This is a genomic window from Rhodococcus sp. 06-470-2 (assembly GCF_002258235.1).
Taxonomy (GTDB): domain Bacteria; phylum Actinomycetota; class Actinomycetes; order Mycobacteriales; family Mycobacteriaceae; genus Rhodococcoides.
The window spans coordinates 178,358-201,038 of record NZ_NOYB01000032.1; the positions used below are offsets into that span (position 1 = coordinate 178,358).

At 66.5% G+C, this 22,681-nt stretch carries 22 protein-coding genes; 3 read left to right on the plus strand and 19 right to left on the minus strand.

What is annotated here, in order from left to right:
* Nucleotides 1-77: 77 nt before the first annotated feature.
* The 15 genes from ppc to rpe form a co-directional block, all read right to left on the minus strand.
* Entirely contained in the window at nucleotides 78-2,909 is a 2,832-nt protein-coding gene (gene ppc, locus CH276_RS16435) for a phosphoenolpyruvate carboxylase (protein WP_094630018.1), read from the minus strand.
* Between the two features lie 51 nt (nucleotides 2,910-2,960).
* Nucleotides 2,961-3,194, minus strand: coding sequence for a preprotein translocase subunit SecG (gene secG / locus CH276_RS16440; RefSeq protein WP_032398009.1), 234 nt, complete (start codon nucleotides 3,192-3,194; stop codon nucleotides 2,961-2,963).
* Between the two features lie 112 nt (nucleotides 3,195-3,306).
* The gene (gene tpiA / locus CH276_RS16445) at nucleotides 3,307-4,092 is read right to left on the minus strand and encodes a triose-phosphate isomerase (protein WP_032398008.1); all 786 of its coding nucleotides are present in this window, start codon (nucleotides 4,090-4,092) and stop codon (nucleotides 3,307-3,309) included.
* A 3-nt stretch (nucleotides 4,093-4,095) separates the two neighbouring features.
* On the minus strand, nucleotides 4,096-5,307 hold the full coding sequence (locus CH276_RS16450; protein WP_094630019.1) for a phosphoglycerate kinase: 1,212 nt from the start codon (nucleotides 5,305-5,307) through the stop codon (nucleotides 4,096-4,098).
* 5 nt (nucleotides 5,308-5,312) lie between these two features.
* Nucleotides 5,313-6,332 (minus strand): type I glyceraldehyde-3-phosphate dehydrogenase, encoded by a 1,020-nt coding sequence (gene gap, locus CH276_RS16455; protein ID WP_032398006.1) that lies wholly within the window; start codon nucleotides 6,330-6,332, stop codon nucleotides 5,313-5,315.
* Between the two features lie 120 nt (nucleotides 6,333-6,452).
* On the minus strand, nucleotides 6,453-7,436 hold the full coding sequence (whiA, locus tag CH276_RS16460; RefSeq protein WP_032398005.1) for a DNA-binding protein WhiA: 984 nt from the start codon (nucleotides 7,434-7,436) through the stop codon (nucleotides 6,453-6,455).
* Nucleotides 7,427-8,452 (minus strand): gluconeogenesis factor YvcK family protein, encoded by a 1,026-nt coding sequence (locus tag CH276_RS16465; RefSeq protein WP_032398004.1) that lies wholly within the window; start codon nucleotides 8,450-8,452, stop codon nucleotides 7,427-7,429. Before CH276_RS16465 ends, whiA begins: the two co-directional genes overlap by 10 nt.
* Complete coding sequence (gene rapZ / locus CH276_RS16470; RefSeq protein WP_441344218.1) at nucleotides 8,449-9,399, minus strand: RNase adapter RapZ; 951 nt, start codon at nucleotides 9,397-9,399, stop codon at nucleotides 8,449-8,451. The genes CH276_RS16465 and rapZ overlap by 4 nt, the downstream gene beginning before the upstream one ends.
* Entirely contained in the window at nucleotides 9,399-11,489 is a 2,091-nt protein-coding gene (gene uvrC, locus CH276_RS16475) for an excinuclease ABC subunit UvrC (RefSeq protein WP_094630103.1), read from the minus strand. The genes rapZ and uvrC overlap by 1 nt, the downstream gene beginning before the upstream one ends.
* A 71-nt stretch (nucleotides 11,490-11,560) precedes the next feature.
* A complete protein-coding gene (locus tag CH276_RS16480) occupies nucleotides 11,561-12,019 on the minus strand; it encodes a PH domain-containing protein (protein WP_032398448.1) in 459 nt (152 codons plus the stop codon).
* Between the two features lie 29 nt (nucleotides 12,020-12,048).
* On the minus strand, nucleotides 12,049-12,546 hold the full coding sequence (ribH, locus tag CH276_RS16485; protein ID WP_032398003.1) for a 6,7-dimethyl-8-ribityllumazine synthase: 498 nt from the start codon (nucleotides 12,544-12,546) through the stop codon (nucleotides 12,049-12,051).
* Nucleotides 12,543-13,832, minus strand: a complete 1,290-nt coding sequence (locus CH276_RS16490) for a bifunctional 3,4-dihydroxy-2-butanone-4-phosphate synthase/GTP cyclohydrolase II (RefSeq protein WP_052050500.1) — start codon at nucleotides 13,830-13,832, stop codon at nucleotides 12,543-12,545. The genes ribH and CH276_RS16490 overlap by 4 nt, the downstream gene beginning before the upstream one ends.
* Nucleotides 13,833-13,918: 86 nt before the next feature.
* Nucleotides 13,919-14,530 carry a riboflavin synthase gene (locus tag CH276_RS16495; protein ID WP_094630020.1) on the minus strand — a complete coding sequence of 204 codons (612 nt, stop codon included), beginning with the start codon at nucleotides 14,528-14,530 and terminating at the stop codon, nucleotides 13,919-13,921.
* On the minus strand, nucleotides 14,531-15,562 hold the full coding sequence (gene ribD, locus CH276_RS16500; protein ID WP_094630021.1) for a bifunctional diaminohydroxyphosphoribosylaminopyrimidine deaminase/5-amino-6-(5-phosphoribosylamino)uracil reductase RibD: 1,032 nt from the start codon (nucleotides 15,560-15,562) through the stop codon (nucleotides 14,531-14,533).
* Nucleotides 15,562-16,236, minus strand: coding sequence for a ribulose-phosphate 3-epimerase (gene rpe, locus CH276_RS16505; RefSeq protein ID WP_032398000.1), 675 nt, complete (start codon nucleotides 16,234-16,236; stop codon nucleotides 15,562-15,564). Before rpe ends, ribD begins: the two co-directional genes overlap by 1 nt.
* Before the next feature lie 36 nt (nucleotides 16,237-16,272).
* Between rpe and CH276_RS16510 the strand changes: the two genes are divergently transcribed.
* Nucleotides 16,273-16,662, plus strand: coding sequence for an MmcQ/YjbR family DNA-binding protein (locus tag CH276_RS16510; RefSeq protein ID WP_032397999.1), 390 nt, complete (start codon nucleotides 16,273-16,275; stop codon nucleotides 16,660-16,662).
* Nucleotides 16,663-16,695: 33 nt separating this feature from the next.
* Here the strand turns inward: CH276_RS16510 and CH276_RS16515 are convergent, their stop codons facing one another.
* From CH276_RS16515 to CH276_RS16525, 3 genes are all read right to left on the minus strand, one after another.
* On the minus strand, nucleotides 16,696-18,165 hold the full coding sequence (locus CH276_RS16515; protein WP_176459283.1) for an RsmB/NOP family class I SAM-dependent RNA methyltransferase: 1,470 nt from the start codon (nucleotides 18,163-18,165) through the stop codon (nucleotides 16,696-16,698).
* Nucleotides 18,162-19,085 carry a methionyl-tRNA formyltransferase gene (fmt, locus tag CH276_RS16520; protein WP_094630023.1) on the minus strand — a complete coding sequence of 308 codons (924 nt, stop codon included), beginning with the start codon at nucleotides 19,083-19,085 and terminating at the stop codon, nucleotides 18,162-18,164. Before fmt ends, CH276_RS16515 begins: the two co-directional genes overlap by 4 nt.
* 86 nt (nucleotides 19,086-19,171) lie before the next feature.
* A complete protein-coding gene (locus CH276_RS16525; protein WP_254924125.1) occupies nucleotides 19,172-19,867 on the minus strand; it encodes a PadR family transcriptional regulator in 696 nt (231 codons plus the stop codon).
* Here CH276_RS16525 and CH276_RS29025 point away from each other — a divergent pair.
* Complete coding sequence (locus CH276_RS29025) at nucleotides 19,787-19,972, plus strand: hypothetical protein (protein ID WP_254924128.1); 186 nt, start codon at nucleotides 19,787-19,789, stop codon at nucleotides 19,970-19,972. The two genes, CH276_RS16525 and CH276_RS29025, sit on opposite strands and share 81 nt — an antisense overlap.
* 214 nt (nucleotides 19,973-20,186) lie before the next feature.
* The gene (locus tag CH276_RS29185; protein WP_303396060.1) at nucleotides 20,187-21,896 is read left to right on the plus strand and encodes a GGDEF domain-containing protein; all 1,710 of its coding nucleotides are present in this window, start codon (nucleotides 20,187-20,189) and stop codon (nucleotides 21,894-21,896) included.
* Here CH276_RS29185 and CH276_RS16535 read toward each other — a convergent pair.
* Entirely contained in the window at nucleotides 21,812-22,663 is an 852-nt protein-coding gene (locus tag CH276_RS16535; protein WP_094630025.1) for a cyclase family protein, read from the minus strand. The genes CH276_RS29185 and CH276_RS16535 overlap by 85 nt on opposite strands.
* Nucleotides 22,664-22,681: the final 18 nt, after the last annotated feature.

Sequence of the window (22,681 nt, forward strand, 5' to 3'; positions counted from 1 at the left end):
TCGGTGTCGTTGCTGCACTGCCTCATACCTCGTTGGACGCTTCTCGCCGCCGACCGGTTCCGCGCCCCTCGTGCGGGTCAGCCGCTGTTGCGCAGTGCCGTCGCGAGACCGTTCATCGTCAGCAGGATTCCTCGCTTGACGCGTTCGTCGTCGTCCCCGTTTCGGTAGCGCCGGAGCATCTCGACCTGCATCTGATTGAGCGGCTCGAGGTACGGGAATCGGTTGTGCACGGAGCGTTCGAGAGACGGATTGTCTTCGAGCAGTCGACTGTGACCGGTGATCTTCAGGTACATCCGCACCGTCGTGGCGTGCTCGGCCTCGATCATGCCGAAGATCCGAGCCCGGAGATCGGCGTCGGGAACCAACTCGGCGTAGCGAGCCGCGATGCCCAGATCGGACTTGGCCATGACCTGCGCGAGGTTGGACAGAACCGTCTGGAAGAACGGCCACTTCCGGTAGAGGTCGGTCAGCACCTCGAGCCTGGAATCGTCGTCGCCGACCCACTCCTCGAACGCCGATCCCGTTCCGTACCACCCGGGCAACATCACGCGGCACTGACTCCACGACATCACCCAGGGAATGGCACGCAGGTCGTACACCGAGTTGGTCGGCTTCCGCGATGCCGGACGGGAGCCGATGTTCAGCTCCCCTACCTCGGCAACGGGAGTCGACGTTCGGAAGTACTCGACGAAACCTGGCTCCTCGTGCACCAGACGGCCGTACGCTGCGCGTGCCTTGGCGGCCAGATCGTCCAGAATGTCGTACGCGGCTTCGGCACCGTCCCCGAGGCCCTCGACGTCGAGCAGAGTCGATTCGAGAGTTCCGGCAACCAGGGACTCGAGGTTTCGTCGCGCCAAGGACGGCTCCGCGTACTTCGCTGCGATGATCTCGCCCTGCTCGGTCAGACGCAGGGATCCCTGCACCACACCGGGCGGCTGCGCCAGGATCGCGTCGTAGCTCGGACCGCCGCCGCGGCCGACCGTGCCACCGCGACCGTGGAAGAGCCGCAACCGGATCCCCGTCTTGCGCGATGCCTCGAGTAGATCCAACTCGGCGCGATACAGCGCCCAGTTGGCCGCGAGGTATCCACCGTCCTTGTTCGAGTCGGAGTACCCGAGCATGACTTCCTGGTTCATGCCGCGACCGGCGACCAGCGCGCGGTAGATCGGAACGTCGAGCGTGGCCAGCAGAGTCGCCGCGCCCTGCTGGAGGTCCTCGATGGTCTCGAACAGCGGAACGACACCGACGGTCGAGGTCGGTGCCGAACCGTCGGCGCCGGGGTCGAAGATACCTGCCTCCTTGAGCAGCAAGGCCGCTTCGAGCATGTCGCTGACCGACTGGCACATGCTGATGATGTAGTTCTGGATGGTGTCGGGGCCCAGGTGGTCGATGGCCTCCTTGGCCGCCCTGACGATGCCCAGTTCCTTCGTCGCGAGCTCACTGAGCTGCGCGTTGGGGCCGACGAGCGGCCGCCTGGTCGCGAGTTCCCGCGACAGCACCGACACCCGCTCGTCCTCGCCCAGGGACACGTAGTCGGGGTGAACACCGGCCCAGGCCAGCAGCTCGGCGACCACCTCTTCGTGGGTCTCGGAGTTCTGCCGCATGTCCAACGCCTGCAGATGGAATCCGAACGTCTCGACCGATTGTCGAAGCCGGAGCAGTCGATCGTCGGCGATCAACGCGTCACCGTCCGCACGAAGTGCCCGGTCGATGATGTCGAGGTCGTCGAGGATGTCCTGCGGGCCGTCGTACTTCTGCGCTCCGAGGTCGATGCCGGAGACCGGTACGGCGTCGAGCACCGCCTCGGCGGTGGCGGTGAGCCGAGCCCGGATGCCGACCACCGCGACCCGATACGGTTCGTCCGATCGGCGATCGTCCGGTTCGGCCGATGCGCCGGCCAGAGCCGCGAGGTCCTCGGTGACATCCACCAGGCGCGCGGACATCGACAGTTCCTTCTCCAGCGCGACCAGCTCGTCCAGGTAGTGCTCGAACGCTACGTAACCCGCCTGATGTGTCGCAGTGTGCACCACGTCGGCGGTGACGTTCGGATTACCGTCGCGGTCGCCGCCGATCCAGGAACCGGGGCGAAGGATGGGGCGCGGCAGTAGATCGTCCTCGGGCCACCGTGCGCGCAGCGCGGCACGCACATCCGCATTGAGGGCAGGCATGACGTCGAACAGAGAAGACTCGAAGTAACGGAGGCCGACCTCGATCTCGTCCTGAATCCGCAACCGCGACAACCGAATCAGAGCTGTCTCCCACAGCGTCAGTACCTGCCTGCGGATCTGCACGTCGATGGCGGCCAGTTCCTTGGCCGCGCTGGCGGCCTTGCCCTCGACCGCCGCAGCGGCGACATCGCGGCGACGCATCAGCTCGGTGATCTTCGATTGCACGTCGAAGATGGTCCGTCGACGTGTCTCGGTGGGGTGCGCGGTGATCACCGGGGCGACCAACGCATCGGTGAGAGCGGCTGCCACCTGCTCGCGCGACGGTGCCGCGGCATCGATCTTGAGCCAGGTGGCGTCGAGGCTGCTGTCCTGCGGCGGATCCTGGCGGTCGAGGTGAATCGCTCGGCGACGTTCGCGGTGCAGGTCCTCGGCGAGATTGGCCAGCAGCGAGAAGTGACTGAACGCGCGAATGAGTGGAACTGCCTGTGCCACTTCCACATCGGTGTAACGTCCGACCGAATCGTCACGCTCGATCTCGGATCTGCGTACCGCGAAGGATTCGACGCGCGCTGCCTCGATCAGGTCGAAGACGTCCTCGCCCTCGTGCTCGCGAATGATCTCGCCCAAGATACCGCCGAGATAGCGGATGTCCTCACGGAGAGGCTCTGTCAACTCTCGACCCTGAGCTGTCGGTGGGACGAAGGCTGGGGAACCGACTGACTCGTAGGAGGATTCGCTCATCCACCCAGTATCGTCGCTCCGTCACCAACTCGCACTCGGAGCCGAATTCGATCAGGTGTACTTGATCTCGAGACCGATACCGAGGATGGCGATGAGCCAGATGATGCCGGTGAAGACCGTGAGGCGATCGAGATTCTTCTCGACGACGGTCGACCCGGAGAGGCTGGACTGCACTCCGCCACCGAACAGGCTGGACAATCCGCCGCCCTTGCCGCGATGCAGCAGGATCAGCAAGATCAGTGCCAGGCTGGTGATGACCAGCAGAATATCCAGAAACAGATCCATGTCCACCTCAAACTCGATTCGATGCCTTCAGCAGCCTACCTGGCCCCGTGAACGGCTTCGGACACCCCGCCGAAGCGAGGTGCCCGAAAACCGTTCGTCGTAGCGTTGCCGATCAGGGCAGGGGTCCTCCTGCAGCGATGGCCGACAACGTGGCGAACTCGTCTGCCTTGAGCGAAGCGCCACCGACCAGTGCGCCGTCGACATCGGGCTGACCGACGATCTCGCCGACGTTCTTCGCGTTGACCGATCCGCCGTAGAGCACGCGTACACCCGCGGCGACCTCGCCCGAGGAGAGCGACTTCAACTCCTCGCGGATGGCACCGCACACTTCCTGAGCGTCCGACGCGGACGCGACCCGGCCGGTTCCGATCGCCCACACCGGCTCGTAGGCGATGACGACCTTCGAGATGTCCTCGGCCGACAGTCCGTCGAGTGACCCGCGGAGCTGCGCGACGTTGTAGGCCACGTGCTCGCCCGCCTCGCGGATGTTCAGACCCTCGCCGATGCACACGATCGGGGTCAGTCCGTTCTTCAGCGCCGCCTTCGTCTTGGCGAGCACGACGGCGTCGTCCTCGTTGTGCAACGTGCGTCGTTCGGAGTGACCGACGACGACGAAGGTGCACCCCAGCTTGGCCAGCATCGATCCGCTGATCTCGCCGGTGAACGCACCCTTGTCCTCGGACGAGACGTCCTGCGCACCGTAGGTGAGCAGGAGCTTGTCGCCCTCGACCAGAGTCTGGACGCTCCGGATGTCGGTGAACGGCGGGATCACCGTGACGTCGACCTTGTCGAAGTACTTCTCGGGCAACGAGAATGCGATCTTCTGCACCAGCGAGATGGCCTCGAGGTGGTTGAGGTTCATCTTCCAGTTGCCCGCGATGAGCGGCTTACGTGCCATGCGTTACGCCTCCAGGACGGATAGGCCGGGGAGCTGCTTGCCTTCGAGGTATTCGAGGGATGCACCGCCGCCGGTGGAGATGTGCGAGAAGCCGTCGTCGGGCAGTCCGAGGGTGCGCACCGCAGCCGCGGAGTCGCCGCCACCGACGACGCTGAACGCGCCCTTCTCGGTGGCTTTGATGATCGCTTCCGCGATGCCCTTGGTGCCGGCCGAGAACTTGTCGAACTCGAACACTCCTGCCGGTCCGTTCCAGAAGACGGTCTTCGCATTCGAGAGCACGACAGCGAAACGACTGACCGAGTCGGGTCCGATGTCCAGGCCCATCCAGCCGTCCGGAATCTCGGACGCCTTGACGGTCTTCGCCTCGGCGTCCGCCGCGAACTTGTCTCCGACGACGATGTCGACGGGCAGGTGGATCACGTCGCCGAAGCGCTCGAGCAGGTCCTTGCAGACCCCGATCTGATCCTCCTGCAGCAACGAGTTGCCGACCGAATATCCCTGCGCGGCAAGGAAGGTGAACGCCATGCCGCCGCCGATCACGAGGGTGTCGACCTTGGGGGCCAACGCCTCGATGACGCCGAGCTTGTCCGAGACCTTGGAGCCGCCGAGCACAACCGCGTACGGACGCGCAGCGTCCTCTGTGAGCTTGGCCAGCACCTCGACCTCGGCAGCGACGAGGGTGCCCGCGTAATGGGGCAGCAGCTGCGCCACGTCGTAGACCGACGCCTGCTTGCGGTGCACGACGCCGAATCCGTCGGAAACGAACGCCGCGTCGTCGCCGGCCAGAGCCACCAGCTCGCGAGCCAGGGCAGCTCGCTCGGACTCGTCCTTGCTGGTCTCGCGCGGATCGAAGCGAATGTTCTCGAGCAGCAGTACGTCGCCGTCCGTCAGACCCTCGGCGCGAGCCTCGGCGTCCTGACCCACGACGTCGCCCGCGAGCTGAACATGGCGTCCGAGCAGCTCGCCGAGTTTCGCGGCGACCGGAGCCAGGCTGTACTTCGCGTCGGGCTTACCGTCGGGACGACCGAGATGCGCGGTGACGATGACCTTGGCACCGGCCTCGACCAGAGCCTCTAGAGTCGGGATCGACGCCTGGATACGGCCGGGATCGGTGATCGTGCCGTCCTCGAGCGGGACATTGAAGTCCGATCGCACGAGGACGCCACGGCCTTCGACACCGGCATCGAGCAGATCCTGCAGTGTCTTGACAGCCATCGGTGTCAGAGGGACTTGCCGACGAGACCGATGAGGTCGGCGAGGCGGTTGGAGTAGCCCCACTCGTTGTCGTACCAGGAGACGATCTTGACCTGGTCGTCGATGACCTTCGTCAGCGGCGCGTCGAAGATCGACGAGTGCGGGTCGGTGACGATGTCCGAGGACACGATGGGATCGGTGTTGTACTTCAGGATGCCCTTCAGCGGTCCCTCGGCAGCAGCCTTCATCGCAGCGTTGATGTCGTCGGCGGAGGCCGACTTCTTCAGCAGCGCGGTGAGGTCGGTGACCGAGCCGGTGGGGATCGGAACCCGGAGCGCGTAGCCGTCGAGCTTGCCCAGCAGCTGCGGGAGCACCAGGCCGATGGCCTTGGCTGCGCCGGTGCCGGTCGGCACGACGTTCAGAGCCGCAGCGCGAGCGCGACGCAGATCGCTGTGCGGGCCGTCCTGCAGGTTCTGATCCTGTGTGTACGCGTGGATCGTGGTCATCAGTCCCGAGACGATGCCGAACTCGTCGTCGAGAACCTTGGCGATGGGGCCGAGGCAGTTGGTGGTGCACGACGCGTTGGAGATGATGTTCTGGCTGCCGTCGTACTTGTCGTCGTTGACGCCCATCACGATGGTGATGTCCTCGCCCTTGGCGGGCGCGGAGATGATGACCTTCTTCGCACCGGCGTCGATGTGACCCTGGGCCTTCGCAGCGTCGGTGAAGATGCCGGTGGACTCGACGACGACGTCGACACCCAGGTCACCCCACGGAAGTGCGGACGGGCCCTCGCGCAGCGACAGTGCCTTGATCTTCTGGCCACCGACGACGATGGTGTCTTCGCCCTCGAGCGAGACATCGTGCGGCAAACGGCCCAGGATCGAGTCGTACTTGAGCAGGTGTGCGAGCGATGCGTTGTCGGTCAGGTCGTTGACAGCAACGATTTCGATGTCGGTGGTACCGAGCGCCTTCTGCGCGTCGACAGCCCTGAAGAAGTTACGCCCGATGCGGCCGAAGCCGTTGACGCCTACCCGGATCGTCACTGTTCGCTCCTAAAAGTTGTGAAAACAGATGTCTGATTGTGCCTGCGTGCGGGGTGCCACACGCGGTTCCCACCCTAGTGTGCGCGCAGGCAGAGCGCGCGCATCACGTGATCGGGCCGATCACGCCTCGTCGAGCAGCTCGGCGGTGACCGCGGACTCGGTGTCGGGAATTCCGGTTTCCTTGGCCTTGCGATCGGCCATGGACAGCAGGCGTCGAATTCGGCCGGCCACGGCGTCCTTGGTCATCGGAGGGTCGGCCAACTGGCCCAGTTCCTCGAGTGACGCCTGCCGGTGCTGGACTCGGAGCGATCCGGCTGCGGCCAGATGGTCCGGCACGTCGTCGCCGAGGATGTGCAGGGCGCGCTCGACTCTCGCTGCGGCGGCGACGGCGGCCCTGGCCGAGCGGCGCAGGTTGGCGTCGTCGAAGTTGGCGAGCCGGTTCGCAGTGGCTCTGACCTCGCGTCGCATGCGTCGTTCTTCCCAGATCAACCGGGTGTCCTGTGCTCCCATGCGGGTGAGCAGGGCTCCGATGGCCTCGCCGTCGCGGACGACCACTCGATCGGTGCCGCGGACCTCACGAGCCTTCGCGGCCACTCCGAGGCGGCGGGCGGCTCCGACGAGCGCGAGCGCCGCCTCCGGTCCGGGGCAGCTGATCTCCAGGGCCGAGGACCTACCCGGTTCGGTGAGGGAGCCGTGCGCCAGAAATGCGCCCCGCCATGCCGCCTCGGAATCCCCCACCGTGCCGCCGACGACCTGTGCGGGGAGGCCGCGAACCGGGCGTCCCCGCAGATCCAGCAGGCCGGTCTGGCGGGCCAGCGCTTCGCCGTCCTTGGCCACTCGGACCACGTACCGCGAGGTCTTGCGTAGCCCGCCTGCGCCGAGCATGTGCACGTCGGAGGAGTAGCCGTACAGCTCGAAGATCTCCCGCCGCAGCCGTCTCGCAATGGACCCGAGGTCCACCTCGGCTTCGACCACCACCCGGCCCGCCACGATGTGCAGTCCACCGGCGAATCGCAGCAGTGCGGACACCTCGGCCTTGCGGCAACTGACCTGGCTGACGGTCAGCCTGCTCAGCTCGTCCTTGACCTCCGCTGTCATGGCCACGAAGTGATCCCCTCTCTGCGTGCGGCAGTCGGTGCGGTGCCGCCGGTGGGCGACACGATGGAGCCGAGAGCCGCGGCAAGCTTGCCGTAATGATGTGCGTGGGTGCCGTTTTCGGCAACGTCGACGTAGACGACCTCGGCACCGAGCCGGGCCGCAGCCCGCGCCACGTGCTCGCGGTTGCTGCCTTCCGGGACCGAGGCGGAATCGACCAACACGTAGTCGATTCCCAAATCCGGTGCGTGTTGGGAGAGTACGTGGACATGGCGCTCGGCGGAGAATCCGGTGGTCTCACCGAGTTCGGGGGCCAGGTTCAGCACCAGTACCTTCGGCGCGCTCGTACGAGCCAGCGCGGTGAGCTGATCCGGCACCAGTACGTGCGGGATCACGCTGGAGAACCACGATCCCGGTCCGAGCACCACGAGGTCAGCCTTCTCGATCGCAGCGAGTGCATCCGCGGACGCCGGCGGTTCGGGTGGAAGCAGCCGAACGCGGCGAACCTTGCCGGGAGTCGTCGCCACCGCGACCTGTCCGCGAATGACGCGGCTCACGCGCGGATCGTCCTCGAGACCGGAGACGTCGGCCTCGATGTCGAGTGCGATCGGCGACATCGGAAGCACTCGTCCGTCTATACCGAGCATCCGCACCATCTCGTCCAGTGCGGCGATCGGGTCGCCCAGTACCTCGGTGAGGCCGGCGAGGATGAGGTTGCCCACCGAGTGCCCGGCCAGCGCGCCCGTGCCACCGAAGCGGTGCTGGAGGACGTCGGTCCACAGCTGTGTTCGCTCGTCCGAGCGTGCCAGCGCGGCCAGCGCCATGCGCAGATCCCCGGGCGGAATGACGCCGAGCTCGGCCCGCAGACGTCCCGAGGATCCCCCGTCGTCGGCGACCGTGACGATGGCGGTGACGTCGTGACCGAGCAACCGGGCCGCCGACAGCGTTGCGTACAGGCCGTGACCGCCTCCGAGTGCGACGATCCTGGGGCCCGATACCGGTACTTCGGTGTCGACCTCGCTCATTCGCGACCCAGATCCCGATGCAGCACCCGCACCGACACATCACCCTGATCGGCGAGAATCGCGGCCAGTGCCTCGGTCATCGCAACACTCCGATGTTTCCCTCCGGTGCAGCCCACAGCCACCGTCATGTATCTCTTGCCTTCCCGCACGTATCCCTCGATCGTCAGATTCAGCAGATGCGTGTACGTCTGCAGGTAGTCGCGTGCCCCGTCCTGCCCCAGCACGTAATCCCGGACGTCCGCGTCCTGGCCGGTGTGTTCGCGCAGCTCCGGAACCCAATGGGGATTGGGCAGAAAGCGAACGTCGCAGACCAGGTCGGCGTCCATCGGCAGGCCGTACTTGAAGCCGAACGACTGCACGGTGACCCCGACGCCGGTGGTGTCGGACTCGCCGAACACCGTCTCGATCTTGCGCCGCAATTGATGCACCGACAGGGATGTGGTGTCCACGGTCAGATCCGCGGCCGCCTTGACCTGGGCGAGTCGCAACCGTTCGGCGGTGATGCCCTCGGTCAAGGTTCCGTCCTGACCGTCGTTCTGCAGAGGATGGCTGCGCCGGTTGGACTCGAATCGACGGATCAGCACGGCGTCGGACGCGTCGAGGAAGAGCACTCTGTTGCGCACGCCCTTGGAATCGAGTTCTTTGACCACCCAGCCCAGATCGCCGGTGAACAGGCGACTTCGAACGTCCATCACCAGCGCCAGTCGCTCGATTCTGGGCTTGGACTCGCGGCCGAGATCGACCATCTTGGAGATGAGCTCCGGCGGTAGGTTGTCGGCGACGTACCAGCCGAGATCCTCGAGAATCTTGGCCGCCGTGCGCAATCCTGCTCCGGAAACCCCGGTGACCAACGCCACTTCGATCTCGTCGTGCCGCGACTCCCCCGCGGAGGGCTGTTCGAGATGGTCTTCGGACGGTGGGTGTCTCTGTCTCTGGTGTTCGCTCACTACGAAGCCTGTCCCGCCGATTCCACGCGCGGTGCGATCGCATGTTCCGCCGTGTTCTCGCCCGATGTCGTTGCAGTTGCGCTGCCATCATCGCCTACATCGGCGTCGTCCGTGTCGGAACCCAGTGCGGCCAGCACCGACTTGGCTGTGGTCTCTCCGATCCCGGGCACCTCGACGATCTCCGCGACCGTCGCACGCTTGAGGTTGGCGACGGAACCGAAGTGTGCCACCAGTGCCGTTCGACGCGACTCGCCGAGTCCGCGAACCGAATCCAGAGCCGAGGCCGTCATGCGTCGCGATCGCTTGCTGCGATGGAACGTGATCGCGAACCGGTGCGCTTCGTCGCGAACCCGTTGGAGCAGGTAGAGCGACTCGCTCGTACGCGGAAGGATCACCGGATCCTCCTCCCCCGGAACCCATACCTCCTCCAGCCGCTTCGCCAGACCGACCACGGCCACGTCGGTCACGCCGAGCTCGTCCAGCACGGCCGCGGCAGCGGCCACCTGAGGGGCACCGCCGTCGACGACGAACAGATTGGGTGGATACGCGAATTTGCGCGGTCTGCCGGTCTGTGGATCCAACGCCGCTTCGGGGGCGAGATCGCCTCCGGTCCCCTCGGCCGAACCGTCCGCGGAGTGCCGTAGGAACCGGCGACGGGTCACCTCGGCGATGCTCGCCACGTCGTCGGAGTGCCCGTCGCCTGCCGCTTCCTTGATCGCGTAGTGGCGGTAGTCGCTCTTGCGGGGCAATCCGTCCTCGAAGACGACGAGCGAGGCCACCACATCGGTTCCCTGCACGTGGGAGATATCGATGCACTCGATGCGCAGCGGTGCCGAGTCCAGATCGAGTGCCTCCTGAATACCCTGCAGCGCAGCCGATCTCGATGTGAAGTCGCCCGCGCGCTTGAGCTTGTGCTGCTGCAGGGCTTCCTTGGCGTTGCGTTCGACGGTCTCGGCCAACGCCTTCTTGTCGCCGCGCTGGGGAACACGCAGAGTCACGTTCGAGCCCCGAAGTTCACTGAGCCAGGCCTGAACCTCGTCGGCGTTGTCCGGCAGGACCGGAACCAGGACTTCCCTCGGGACGGCGTTGGAACCACCGTCGTCACCGCCCGGTGCCTGTGCGGACAGGGCGGCCTGCTCGCCGTAGAACTGCGTCAGGAACTGCTCGACCAGAGCGGGCAGATCGGCCTCGTCCTGGCGTTCGATCACCTCTCCTGCCTTCTCCACCACCCAGCCGCGCTGCCCGCGCACGCGGCCGCCTCGGACGTGGAAGACCTGAACGGCAGCCTCGAGGGCGTCGGTGGCGAAGGCGACGAGATCGGCGTCGGTGCCGTCGCCGAGCACCACCGCCTGCTTCTCCAATGCCCGACGCAGCGCACCGACGTCGTCTCGCAGACGTGCGGCGGTCTCGAAATCCAGGTCCTCGGATGCAGCCTGCATCTTCTTCTCGAGCTGACGAACGAGCTTGTCCGTCTTTCCGGCCAAGAAGTCACAGAAATCCTCGACGGTCGCCCGATGCTCCTCGGCGCTGACCCGTCCGACGCACGGTGCCGAGCACTTGTCGATGTAGCCCAGCAGGCAGGGCCGGCCGATCTGATTGTGGCGCTTGAACACTCCGGTCGAGCACGTGCGCGCGGGAAATACTCGCAGCAACAGATCCAGCGTCTCGCGAATGGCCCACGCGTGCGCGTAGGGGCCGAAATAGCGGACACCCTTGCGCCGGGGTCCGCGGTAGACGAACAACCGAGGAAACTCCTCGTTCATCGTCACCGCGAGCATCGGATAGCTCTTGTCGTCGCGGTAGCGGACGTTGAACCGTGGATCGAATTCCTTGATCCAGTTGTACTCGAGCTGGAGGGCCTCGACTTCGGTGGTCACCACGGTCCACTCCACCGATGCCGCGGTGGTGACCATCTGGCGAGTACGTGGATGCAGCGAGGCTATGTCTGCGAAGTAGGAATTGAGTCGACTGCGGAGGCTCTTGGCCTTTCCCACGTAGACGACGCGGCCGTGCGGATCGCGAAATTTGTACACCCCCGGCTCCACCGGGATGGTTCCGGTGGCCGGGCGGTAGGTAGCGGGGTCGGACACGGCATCCACGTTAGCCGTCGGGTCCGACGTTCTCCGCATCCGCAGCTCAGCCGCGGTGCGGAGGTAGGACGTCAGTCCCGATCGACCGGGATGTCCGGAACGGAGGCGGCGGGCGCGTAGGTGCGTTCGAGAGTGCGGAACTTTCGTACGGCCGCGACCGCATGGTCACGATCGTTGGACTGGATGGCCATCACGTTGATGAACTCGTCGTCGGGAATGTCGATCCTGGCCCACATGGCTCCTTCGGGGAAGGACAGACCACGCACCAGATCCCATTCGATCAGACGCTCCGACAACAGGTTCCGCACCGCGACACCTGCAGGCCCGACGCGAATGCGCGGGCGCGTCAGCACGAGCGCCAGGCCTCCCAGAAGAAGTCCGATACCTGCCATCGCCAGTTGGTCCGCGGTTCTGAAGTACACCCCGGTCGGCGAGACCCTCAGCAGGACGGCAACGGTCGAATGCGCCACCACGAGCAACACCGCCGTCGCGATGGCGTAACGAGCCGACTTGCGCGACTTCACCACCATGTCCCACTCGGTGGACGGTGCGCTGCCGGTCACGTGAACTCCTGATTCGTCCAGGGTTGGCGTAGGTGTTTGAGAGTCAGCGCTGTGTCGATCGCGGCCGCCGTGGCCTGCGCGCCCTTGTCCTCGAACGAACCGGGCAACCCTGCGCGATCGAGCGCCTGCTGCTCGTCGTTGGTGGTGAGCACGCCGTTGGTGACCGGAGTGCCCTCGTCGAGCGAGACGCGCGTCAGGCCTGCCGTGACGGCGTCGCACACGTACTCGAAATGCGGTGTGCCACCGCGGATGACGACGCCGAGTGCGACGACGGCGTCGTGGTTGCGGGCCAACGCCTGCGCGACGACGGGCAGTTCGATGGCTCCGGCCACACGGATGACCGTGACGTCCTCGATCCCGGCCGACTCGGCTTTGCGAAGTGCACCGTCGAGCAAAGCCTGAGAGATCTTCTGGTGCCACTGGCCGGCGACGATCGCCAGTTTGAGATCACTGGCACCTGCGAGCTGCAGGGTGGGTTCGCCTTCGCCGCTCATGAGGTGGCCCCGTTCTCGGATGCAGGAGTTGAGCCTGCGGAACGACCGTTCTCGTACTCGTCCAACCCGGTGAGGTCGTGGCCCATCCGGTCGCGTTTGGTGCGCAGGTAGGTGAGGTTCTCGGCGTTGGCGCGCAACGGCATCGGCACTCGTTCGGTGACGTGCAGACCGTAGCCGTCGAGTCCCACTCGCTTGGCGGGGTTGTTGGTCAGCAGCCGCATCGACGAGACGCCGAGGTCGACGAGAATCTGTGCGCCGATTCCGTAGTCGCGGGAGTCGGCCGGGAGGCCCAGTTGCAGGTTGGCGTCGACGGTGTCGGAGCCTGCGTCCTGGAGCTGGTAGGCCTGGAGCTTGTGCAGCAGACCGATTCCGCGACCTTCGTGTCCGCGCATGTACAACACGATGCCGCGTTCCTCGGCGGCGACCATTTCCAGGGCCGCGTCCAACTGTGGTCCGCAGTCGCAGCGCAGTGATCCGAACACGTCGCCGGTGAGGCATTCGGAGTGCACTCGAACGAGCACGTCGTTGCCGTCTCCGTCGGGGCCCGCGATGTCGCCGCGGACGAGCGCGACGTGCTCGACCTCGTCGTAGATGCTCTGGTAGCCGACGGCGCGGAAGGTGCCGTGACCGGTGGGTATCCGGGCGTCGGCGACACGGACGACGTGCTTCTCGTGCTTGCGACGCCAGGCGATGAGGTCGGCGATGGAGATGAGGGCGAGGTCGTGCTCGTCGGCGAAGACGCGCAGTTCGTCGGTCTGGGCCATCGCACCCTCGTCCTTCTGGCTGACGATTTCGCAGATGACGCCTGCAGGCCGCAGGTCTGCCATGCGGGCGAGGTCGACGGCAGCTTCGGTGTGGCCGGGGCGACGCAGCACTCCGCCGTCCTTGGCGCGCAGCGGTACGACGTGGCCAGGACGGGTGAAGTCGTTGGCCCCTGTGTCGGGGTCGGCGAGCAGTCGCATCGTGGCCGCCCGGTCGGAGGCGGAGATTCCGGTGCCGATGCCCTCGCGGGCGTCGACGGTGACGGTGTACGCGGTTCCGTGCTTGTCCTGATTGGTGGCGAACATCGGCGGCAGGCCGAGTCGGTCACAGTCCTCACCGGAGAGTGGAACGCAGAGATAACCGGAGGTGTAGCGGACCATGAAGGCGACCAGTTCCGGGGTGGCCTTCTCGGCGGCGAAGATGAGGTCGCCTTCGTTCTCGCGGTCCTCGTCGTCGACGACCACCACTGCTTTGCCCGCAGCGATGTCCGCAACTGCGCGCTCGATACTGTCGAACCTGGTCACCACGGTGTGCTCCATACGTCTCGGGCCTGGCTCAGCGCCCTGGAAATTCTCCGATGCACCATCGATTGCGTGCATGTCAACAGTACTTACTGTGCGTCGATCGTCTGCAGCCGCTCCACGTACTTGGCGATGACGTCGACTTCGAGGTTGACCGGCGATCCGACCTCGGCGGTGCCGAGAGTGGTCAGGTCGAGGGTGGTGGGGATCAGGGAGATCTCGAACCAGTGCGCTCCGTCGTCGACGCCGAGTCCGGAGACGGTGAGCGAGACGCCGTCGACGGTGATCGAGCCCTTCTCCACGACGTAGCGCGCGACCGAGGTGGGCAGTGCGATGCGCACGACGGTCCAGTTCTCGGACGGCGATCGGCCGATGATCGTTCCGGTGCCGTCCACGTGACCCTGTACGAGGTGGCCGCCGAGACGGCTGCCGAGCGCGGCCGCACGTTCGAGGTTGACGCGGCTGCCCACCTCGAGGGCACCGAGGCTCGAGCGGTTCAGCGTTTCCTGCATCACGTCGGCGGTGAATCCGCCGTCGGGCAGCACCTCGACGACGGTCAGGCACACCCCGTTCACCGCGATGGAGTCGCCGTGGCCTGCATCCGAGGTCACCACCGGGCCGCGAACGGTGAACCGGGCGGCGTCGGGCAGTTCGTCCTTGGCGACGATCTCGCCGAGCTCTTCGACAATTCCGGTGAACATCTACTTCGCTCCTTCGGGCACGACGCCGATCAGAATGTCGTTGCCGATCATGGTGACTGTCTCCGTGCGGAACCGAATTGCGTCGGCAATTGTTCCGATGCCCGCATTCTCCACCGCTGTGGGCCCGCTGCCCAACACTGCCGGTGCGACGTACGCCACGACGCGGTCCACCAGGCCCGCGGCGAGGAATGCCCCGGCCAACGTCGGGCCGCCTTCGATCTGGATGTCGGTGTGCTCGCTGAGGGCGTCGATCACGGCCGCGGGGTCGTGTGTGTCGAGGAACACCGTGGGGGCGTCCGTCCCACGGATTGCTGCGGTCGACGGTGTCGGCCGCGATCCGACGACGACGCGCACGGGTTGGTGCGGCGCGAGGGTCCCGTCCGGACGTCGTGCGGTCAGTCGCGGGTTGTCGGCCAGCACGGTGCCGGTTCCGACGACGATGGCGTCGAGCTTGGCCCGCTCGGCATGGACGTGCGCCCGGGCCTGCGGTCCGGTGATCCACTGGCTCGTGCCGTCCGCCGCGGCGCTGCGTCCGTCGAGGGTGGCGGCGTATTTCCACGTCACGTGCGGCCGACCGGTGCGTTGCTTGTGCAACCAGGCGCGCAGCGGCCCCTGCCGCACCGCCGTCTCACCGATCCCCTGTTCGACGCGAATGCCCGCGGCGCGCAGGGCCGCCGCGCCGCCCGATGCGAGCGGATTCGGATCGGCGACGGCGTGCACGACCGCCGCGATGCCCGCGTCGATCAGGGCCTGCGAGCACGGTCCGGTGCGGCCGGTGTGGTTGCAGGGTTCGAGGGTCACCACCGCGGTGCCGCCGCGCGCTCGGTCACCGGCATCGGCCAGCGCGACGATCTCGGCGTGCGGACCGCCGGGCGGACGCGTCGAGCCGATGCCGACGACGACGCCACCGGCATCGAGAATCACCGCACCGACCGCGGGATTGGGACTGCTGATGCCCCGGGCGGACTCGGATGCCTCGACGGCGAGGGCCATGGCGTCCGCGACGGACAGTGCTGCGCCCTGGCCGTTCATTACGACAGGTGGTGTGATGCGCGGGCGGCTCGGTCGCGTAGGTCGCGCACTGCGGCTGCGGGGTCGGCGGTGTTGTAGACGGCCGATCCGGCGACGAAGCAGTCGATTCCGGCCTCCGCGGCCTGCTCGATCGTGTCGGAGTTGATGCCACCGTCGATTTCCACGACCAGTCGCAGATCCCCGGAATCGACAAGTGCTCGAACGGCTTTCGCCTTCGCGAGTACCTCCGGCATGAACGACTGCCCACCGAAGCCCGGCTCGACGCTCATCACCAGCAGCGTGTCGAAGTCGCGCAGGATCTCGAGGTACGGCTCGATGGGTGTTCCCGGCTTGACGGACAGTCCGGCTTTGGCTCCCGCCGCCCGGATGTCGCGCGCAACCGCGGACGGGTCGTCGGTCGCTTCGGCGTGGAAGGTGACGTTGTACGCACCCGCCTCGGCGTACGGCGGTGCCCAGCGGGCCGGGTCCTCGATCATCAGGTGGCAGTCGAGCGGAATGTTCGTCGCCTTCAGCAAGCTCTCCACGACCGGCAGCCCCAGGGTGAGGTTGGGTACGAAGTGCGCGTCCATGACGTCGACGTGCAACCAGTCGGCTCCGGACACCGCCTCGGCTTCGGCGGCGAGCCGGGCGAAATCGGCGGACAGAATGGAGGGGGCGATCATCGGGGAAACCACGATTGACGAGCCTAGCCCAGCCGGTATCGTTCGCCCATGACCACCATGGATTCCGTGACAGCGGTGATCGCCGAGTTGCCCGAGGTCACCGAGAGTGTCCGGTACGGCCGTCCGGCGTGGTCGGTGGGCAAGAACGTGTTCGCGTGGGTCCGCCCGTTCAGCAAAGCCGATCTGAAGCGGTTCGGCAGCGAGATCCCGCCCAGCGGACCGATTCTCGCCGTCCGCACCGCGGATCTCAACGAGAAGGAAGCGATTCTCGCCGCACACCCGCGGGCGTGTTTCACCATCTCGCATTTCGACGGGTTCGCTGCCGTTCTGGTCGACCTCGACAACACCGAGGACGACGAACTGCGTGAACTGATTATCGACGGGTGGCTGGTCCACGCCCCGACAGACGTGGCCGAGACGTTCCTGGCCGGCAACTGATCACACCGCTTCCCGGTCACGACGGCTCACCGGTCACATCGGCTTACGCAGCGCCGCCATGAACATTGCGTCCGTGCCGTGTCGATGCGGCCACAATTGCACCGATGTACCGTCGCCGAGTTGCGGCACTCCTGGGACCAGCTCGCGGGTGTCGAGCTGTTCGACGCCGTAGCGGCGGACCGCGTCGGCGACGACGGCGGTGGTTTCGGACAGGTGCGGCGAACACGTCGAATACAGCACCACTCCGCCCGGGCGGACCAGCTCGATTGCCGCGGCCAGCAGTTCCTTCTGCAATGTCACCAGTGCCGCCACATCGGAGGGCAGTCGTCGCCACCGGGCCTCGGGCCTGCGTCGCAGAGCACCGAGCCCGGTGCAGGGCGCGTCCACGAGCACGCGATCGTAGCCGCCGTCGAGTCCGGACTGCCTGCCGTCGACGGTGTGCACCGTCACCGGAAGGTCCTTCGTCGTCTTGGACACCAGATCGGCTCGGTGCGGCGTCGGTTCGACGGCGTCGACCGTGGCACCGTCGATCTCGGCGATGGCACCGAGGAGGGCAGCTTTACCGCCCGGTCCGGCGCACAGGTCCAGCCACCGGCCACCGTCCTCGCCGACGAGCGGCGCCAAGGTGAGCGCTCGGCCGACGAGTTGACTTCCTTCGTCCTGCACCCCGGCCAGTCCGTCCCGGACGGCGTCGAGCTTGCCGGGATCTCCGCCGTCGAGGTGCACTGCGTACGGCGAATAGGGTCCCTCTTCTCCCCCGGTGATCAGCGCCAGTTCCTCGGCGGAGATCTCACCGGGCCGAGCCACCAGGTGGACCGAGGGACGGGCGTCGTCGGCCTCGAGCACCGCGGCGAGTTCACCGGCGTCGGCACCGAGTGCATCGGCGAAGGCCTGCGCGATCCACTTGGGATGGGCGTACTCGAACGCGAGGTGGCCGACGGGATCGGTTGCCGCAGCGGGCGCGAGCTCGTCGACCCACTGGGCAGCCGTCCGCTCGGACACGCGGCGCAGTACCGCGTTGACGAAACCTGCTTTGCCGGTGCCGAATTCGGCCCGAGCAAGGTCCACCGACGTGGCGACGGCCGCGTGCGGTGCCACTCGGGTCCGGAGCAGTTGGTAGGAGCCGAGTCGCAGAATGTCGAGCAGCGGCCCGTCGATCTCGGCGGCAGGCCGACCGGCTGCACGGGCGATCACCGCGTCGAGCACACCACGCGCGCGGGACGCGCCGTAGGCGAGTTCGGTGGCCAGTGCCGCGTCGCGCGAGTCCAGTTTGCGCTCTCGTAGCAGGCCCGGAAGCACCAGATTGGCGTAGGCATCCCGCTCGCGTACCGCCTTGAGGACGTCCCGGGCAGCCCGGCGGGCAGGGTCGATCGCGTCGACGGCACGCGGTCCCGCGCCTTGCGGGGGCCGGTTTCCCTTCGGCCCGCGGGCTCCGGGCGACTTCTTGACGTGCTTGCGAGCTGGACTGGACTCGCGCTTTCGGGGCCTGTCGGGTTCTGTCATCGTGCTACCGCCGTATCGTCCAGCCGAGCGCCGCGCGCCCAGTCGAGTGCCTTCATGAGCTTCTTGCCCTGCGGCTGAACTTCGCCGAGAACCACTGCCGTCGTGCCTGTTCCGATGTGTACGCCGGACTTTCGCACCGATATCTCGCCCGGGGCCAACGTGTCCTCCGAGGGCGTTGTCGGAGCGATCTTGACGCGGAGTTCACCGATCGTGGTCCATGCGCCCGGTGCGGGGGTGACCGATCTGATGTGCCGGTCGACGAATGCCGCAGACCGAGTCCAGTCGATGCGCGCGGCGTCGACGCTCACCTTGCTCGCGTAGGAGATCCCGTCCTCGGGCTGTGGATGCGCGGATGCCGTTCCGTCCTCGATCGCGTCGAGGGTGGCAGCCAGTAGGTCTGCTCCGCTCGACGCCAGTCGGGTGAGCAGGTCCCCCGTCGTATCGGTTGCGCGCACCCGCTCGGTGACGATGCCGAGTACCGGGCCGGTATCCATTCCTGCGTCGAGCAGGAAGGTGGAGGCGCCGGTGATCTCGTCGCCCGCGGCGATGGCGGCCTGTACCGGCGCGGCACCTCGCCACGCGGGCAGCAGCGAGAAGTGCAGATTGATCCAGCCGAAGCGAGGGATGTCGAGCACCGGCTGCGGCAGCAGTGCCCCGTATGCGACGACCGGACACACGTCGGGCGCGAGTTCGGTGAGCTGTGCGACGAAATCCGGATCCGAGGGCTTCGCGGGTGCGAACACGGGGATTTCGTGCTCGTCGGCCAGCAGGCCGACCGGTGAGCGCATCGTCTTGCGGCCCCTACCGGCTGCGGCGTCGGGCCGGGTCACCACCGCGATCACCTCGTGGCGTTCGGACTCCAACAGTCGCTGCAGCGACGGGACTGCGGGCTCCGGTGTACCGGCAAAGACGACGCGCACTCGAGCAACTCCCTGGATGGACGAAAGGATCTCGGGTGTTCATCCTAGGGAGTCGCGAGCGCCGCGGACGATTCCGCAGGTGCCGATCACGTCGCGTCGGGGGCGTCGACCGTGTCGTCGGGATCTCGATCGGTCGGACCGTCGTCGGCGAGGATCCGATACAGCGACCTGCGTGCTTCGGTGAGGATCTCGGCGGCCTGCTCCACCTGTGCCGGTGTGCCGACTCCGGCGACCTGACCGGCTGCGCCCATCAACTGGCCGATCAGGGCCCGAAGATCGCGAGCGTCGACACCGACGGACTCTGCCACGTCGTCCCATGGGCTGCCCAGATCGCCGCGATGAGCGTCGACGTGCGTTCGCCCCTCGTCGGTCAGCGCAGCCGTCTTGCGGCCGGCCACCTTGTCGATCAGGACCAAGCCCTCGTCTTCGAGTTGGGACAGGGCCGGATAGATGGAACCCGGACTCGGCTTCCAGGTTCCGTTGCTCTTCGCGGCGATCTGCTGGATCAGTTCGTATCCGTGCATCGGACGTTCCTCTAGCAGTAGCAGGATCGCAGCGCGCACGTCCCCGCGTCGTCCGCGTCCTCCCCGACCCCGGCCTCGACCGAAGTCTCCGTTCGGCCCGAAACCGCCGGGACCGAAGCCGGGGCGCATGCCTTCCCGTCCGAAAGGGACACCCTCACCGTGCCTGTTCCGTTCACCATGAGCTCTCCTTCCACGGCCTCGTTCTCGCGGACCGTGATCGTCCGACGGGCCTCGATCGTCGCTCTGCGCGACCCACATCTGAAAGGGCGCGCCTCGCATCTGGCGACGTACTGCGCGGCGTCCGAATTCGTGAGCGAATCCCTCGAATGCGTGATTCATGTCGTTCTCCTTTGTATCGATTGACAAGTCGACGATATATCGTCAATAGAACTTTGACAATACCCAGAGGCAACCTCCACGTTTTCCGGATACGAGGAACACGTCGTGGATCGCTTCCGCTCGTTAGAATGGCGCGGTCGGTGCGAGCTCACGTCCAACGAACCGTGTACAGCGGCCGGCTCGACAGCGATCGCTCACGAACGAGGGGGGCCGTGTGGCCGGATCGACGAGGCGACGCGTGACCGTCGTTCTCGGCTGCGTCCTGGCCATCGTTCTGCTCGCCGGCTCCAACGTTCTCGGCCAGAGAATCTCGGTACTGATCGACGACGTCGCACAGCTCGCAGGTGGCATCACCGCAACGGTCGTCTGCTGGCGAACGGCGTCGAGACGGACGGGCTCCGAACGGCAGTGGCGCGTTCTGATGGCCGCGGGAATGGCGTGTTGGAGCGCAGGCATGGCCGTGTGGGCTTTCTATCGATCCGCTCTCGACATGCCGCTGCCGAACACATCGGTCGCCGACGTGGGGTTCTTTCTCTTCCCGATCTTCGCCGTGCCCGCGCTGCTCGCCTTCGTCGGCCCGTCGCCCCGGCGGGCGGCCTCAGGTACACGCCATGTCTGGGTGATGTCGTTGCTCGACGGGGCCGTGGTCGTCGGGTCCCTCTTCGTTCTGTCCTGGGCCACCGTCCTCGGGGCGGTCGTGCACTCGTCGGAATCGGAGTCCATCGCGTTCCTCGTGGCGATCATGTATCCCATCACCGACCTCGTTCTCGTGGCCATGATCGTGCTGCTCGCCGTGATCCCGAAGATCGCGTCGCGTTACCGAACGCAACTCACCCTGCTCGGTGCCGGAATCCTCATGATGGCGGTGTCCGACAGCATCTACGCGTACCTCGTCGCCATCGGTGCGGACTTCATGCCGGTTCTGACCGACGGCGGATTCATCGCAGGCACTGCACTCATCGCTCTCGCGGCCGCCGCCCCGAGGACCGTCGAGGATGATCCGCCTGGTCCGCCGATACACGGCTCGTCACTGCACGGATCGGCGACAGCTGCGCGGGTGTACACCGAGACCGTCACCGGTGAGAGAACACAACTGTTGTTGCCGTACGGGCTGATGGGCGCGATAGGGATCGTGCTGGCGATACTGCGCGTGCAGACCGGGGACCTGGATTCGACGGTGGTGGTACTCGGGGTAGCGGTGGTGCTGCTCTCGCTCGTGCGCCAGGTGATCACCCTGGTTCAGAACGACAATCTGCTTCGGAGCCTGTCTCTGGCACAGGCCGAGCTGACGTATCGCGCGCACCACGACGGACTCACCGGGCTGCTCAACCGGTCGTCGTTCGACGAACACCTTCGAGCGGCGGTGAACGACGCCAGGGCGGGCCGGGGCCGCGCCGTCCTGCTGCTGATCGACCTCGACGACTTCAAGAGCGTCAACGACAGATTCGGCCACGGCGGCGGCGATCGACTACTCGTCGAACTCGCCCGCCGCCTCGACCGATGCGTGGTCGACGGAGTGGTTGCGCGCTTCGGCGGCGACGAGTTCACCGCCCTGGTGAACGCGGATCTGCGAACCGGCCGTACCACGGCGGTCCGCATCGCCGAGGCCATGCGGACCGCGCACGAGATCGACGGCCATTCGGTGTCGGTCGGCGCGTGCGTGGGTGTGGTGCAGATCGGTCGTCCCGACCGCACCGCCGACGGGACGACGACCGTGGCCGGCACCGACACCTCCGACGTCGACGAGGACGAGCTGATGCGCCTCGCCGATCGCGCGATGTACAAGGCCAAGCGCTCGGGCAAGGCCGGCGTCTACGCCTACGACACCGCAGGAATACTCCGCATGGTCCCGAGCGGTTCCGATCAGGGAAGCTTGGGAATCAATCCGAAAATGGTTGCAGGCGAACCGGATCCGGCCCGGTTGATCGGTCCGCCGACCAGAACGTAGGCACCCGTGGTCGGTATCGACTCCAGATTGGTCAGGTTCTCGAGACTGATCCGACGCCGGTCGTAGAGCTTGACCGATACCGGATAGGTTTCGTCGTTGCCCAAGTCGGGTCCGAAGGTGTCGGTTCCGAGGGCACCTCTGTCGGCGAGCCTGCCCGTGTCGATCAACCACTGCGCCGCCTCCGCCGAGAAGCCGGGTTGGTGCGTCACGCCGTCCGCGTCCGCGTTCGCGTAGGCGTCGGTACCCCAGCGTGACGCCCATCCGGTCCACAGAATTACGGCCGCGCCGTGCGGAATGGCTCCGTTGACTGCTTCCCAGTTCTGCAGGTCGGCCACGGTCACGGCGTAATCGGCGTCGGCTGCCGCCCGATCACGAATGTCGATCTTCACCGCGGGCAGAAACAGATCCTCCGGATCGAGCTGGTCGGCGGTCAGCCCACCTTCCTGGAAGTGTGCGGGCGCTCCCCAGTGCGTGCCGGTGTGCTCGCCCTCCTTGACGTACTGGAGGTAGAAACCGTCGTCCGCGACGGTGAACGCCGTCTCGAGCGAGAATTCGGGATCGCCGGGAAAAATCGGGGTGAGCGCCGGATCGTTGACGTGCGAAAGAGACACGATCCGTAGCAGTCGATCCAACGGAACGGCCGGTGTGGGCGGCTGCGCCGAGCCGGTACCGGGCAGGGCGTCGGCGGAGGCAGGTGCCACGAGCCGGGCTCCGATCACCACTGCCAAACCTGTTGTCGCACGGCGAAAGAGCTGCCTTCTCTTCATGTCCCCGACCCACCTCTC

Excerpts from the sequence above, each read along its gene's own strand:
- ppc (WP_094630018.1), bottom strand. The coding sequence starts at position 2,909 with ATGAGCGAATCCTCCTACGAGTCAGTCGGTTCCCCAGCCTTCGTCCCA.
- secG (WP_032398009.1), bottom strand. The coding sequence starts at position 3,194 with ATGGATCTGTTTCTGGATATTCTGCTGGTCATCACCAGCCTGGCACTG.
- tpiA (WP_032398008.1), bottom strand. The coding sequence starts at position 4,092 with ATGGCACGTAAGCCGCTCATCGCGGGCAACTGGAAGATGAACCTCAAC.
- CH276_RS16450 (WP_094630019.1), bottom strand. The coding sequence starts at position 5,307 with ATGGCTGTCAAGACACTGCAGGATCTGCTCGATGCCGGTGTCGAAGGC.
- CH276_RS16465 (WP_032398004.1), bottom strand. The coding sequence starts at position 8,452 with ATGAGCGAGGTCGACACCGAAGTACCGGTATCGGGCCCCAGGATCGTC.
- CH276_RS16480 (WP_032398448.1), bottom strand. The coding sequence starts at position 12,019 with ATGGTGGTGAAGTCGCGCAAGTCGGCTCGTTACGCCATCGCGACGGCG.
- ribH (WP_032398003.1), bottom strand. The coding sequence starts at position 12,546 with ATGAGCGGCGAAGGCGAACCCACCCTGCAGCTCGCAGGTGCCAGTGAT.
- CH276_RS16495 (WP_094630020.1), bottom strand. The coding sequence starts at position 14,530 with ATGTTCACCGGAATTGTCGAAGAGCTCGGCGAGATCGTCGCCAAGGAC.
- ribD (WP_094630021.1), bottom strand. The coding sequence starts at position 15,562 with ATGAACGGCCAGGGCGCAGCACTGTCCGTCGCGGACGCCATGGCCCTC.
- CH276_RS16510 (WP_032397999.1), top strand. The coding sequence starts at position 16,273 with ATGACCACCATGGATTCCGTGACAGCGGTGATCGCCGAGTTGCCCGAG.
- CH276_RS16515 (WP_176459283.1), bottom strand. The coding sequence starts at position 18,165 with ATGACAGAACCCGACAGGCCCCGAAAGCGCGAGTCCAGTCCAGCTCGC.
- CH276_RS29025 (WP_254924128.1), top strand. The coding sequence starts at position 19,787 with ATGAGCTCTCCTTCCACGGCCTCGTTCTCGCGGACCGTGATCGTCCGA.
- CH276_RS16525 (WP_254924125.1), bottom strand. The coding sequence starts at position 19,867 with ATGTGGGTCGCGCAGAGCGACGATCGAGGCCCGTCGGACGATCACGGT.
- CH276_RS16535 (WP_094630025.1), bottom strand. The coding sequence starts at position 22,663 with ATGAAGAGAAGGCAGCTCTTTCGCCGTGCGACAACAGGTTTGGCAGTG.